General features: G+C 38.1%; 1 protein-coding gene. It reads right to left on the reverse strand.

The features are described from left to right. Positions 1–382 precede the first annotated feature (382 nt). On the reverse strand, positions 383–1,009 hold the full coding sequence (locus MWU84_RS23825; RefSeq protein WP_348647899.1) for an IS4 family transposase: 627 nt from the start codon (positions 1,007–1,009) through the stop codon (positions 383–385). Between the last annotated feature and the right edge of the window lie 623 nt (positions 1,010–1,632).

Genomic DNA, 1,632 nt, shown 5'->3' on the forward strand with positions numbered 1-1,632 from the left:
ACAATATCCTCTACCAAGTCGCTCGGAAGTTTACGACGAGCCATAATAGAAAGATAATCCTTGTGTCTAATGGACCACATTTGAGGATCCAATCCTGTTGATTTTACTATTGCTTCCATATTTTCAATTATTAAATTTCATCACTAGTGTCCACTTAAAATAAGTTGATTTTCAACTGGTTATCGGTTCGTTCCTTGATATTATTGTAATTAGAATTTGTAAACAACTGTTTTACAGAGGTTATGTTCAGTAGGGATACACCGAGAATCTGTATAATTTCGTAGGTGGTTTGCTCTATTTTATGTTCATTTTTCAAAATAGAGACCAGGCAATAGGTGATTATGGCCACATTGATTTGTATGCGTACTGCATTTTCCGTGGTTCACCAAAACGATTTTACCTTTAAGTGTTGCTTTATCCATTTAAAGAAAAGTTCCACCTGCCAACGTTGCTTGTACAGCAGTGCAACCTGTAGTGCCTTCAGCCCAAAGTTGTTGGTCAAAAACTCAAAGGTGCTGTCGTTTTCAATGTCATGGAATTTAATCCGTCTGAATTTATCAAGGTACTCCTTAGAGGTATAAAATCTGCTCAGTTTTCCGGTTTGGTCAGCTTTCACTCCAGTTAATTTGTCAATCTTACGGGAATATATGCGGTTGAATTTCAGGTTGGATTTGGCTCTTGCCACGAAAAATGCCTGTTGGGTCGTGATGGTGTATAACCGATTAAAATCTACATAACCGCGGTCGAACACATAATAGGCCGATGGCTCGTAAATGAGATAGTCCATGACATTGACATCATGTACGTCTGCCTCAGAAAAATGAACGAATGCGGGTATTTGGGTGGTAACATCAAATAAGGTGTGCAGTTTTATCCCCGCTTTTGCCTTGCGAAAAGTAGCCCACCAGAATACCCCCAAGCACAGATCAATGGTCGTGGAGTCAAAGGCATAAACCCTCCCGTTTATCCCTAAATCATTTTCACTACTCTTGTTTCTTGCCAGAGCTATTAGATAATTGGCATACTATTCAAAAATCAGATAGGATCTTTTTTCATTGGCCTTTGCAAGGTTACTCAAAGTAACACTTTTGTTAAACCCTAAATGGTAAGATTTGTTCTGGTAAGCTTTGATAACTACCAGCAGGTCTCGAAGGCTCTCCCTTCCGGAAACCTGACCAAAAACCATGCACGTGAGCTGGTTCCAGCAAGTGAAGTGCCTTACATACTTGTTACCATTATGTTTGGAAACAATCCTATTAAAAACCCGTTGGGGTAATAATTCAGTGAGTTGAGCGAAAACGTCATTGCCTTAATTCATAGGTTCGTGGAAAAATCACGAAATTAAAAAAAGTACAATTCAAATCGTCACCGTCAAAAAACAGTGATATCTTTCTAATTATCAATAATTTCAAAGAACATTTTAAAATTTATAGTGGACACTAGTGAATTTATTTGTTAATCAAATTATTGAATAATCGCCGCTGTAACCACTGGAAAATCAATTTCCGTTTCAGCAGTATTGTTGAAATAATTGGTGAGTATATTTAGTGCAACATGGGCAACAATTTCTCCGATGGCACCATCAGTATACCCGGCCAACTTAATAGCTTCAACATCCGAATTACTTACCCT

It is taken from the genome of Arenibacter sp. F20364, assembly GCF_023015905.1.
Lineage (GTDB): Bacteria > Bacteroidota > Bacteroidia > Flavobacteriales > Flavobacteriaceae > Arenibacter.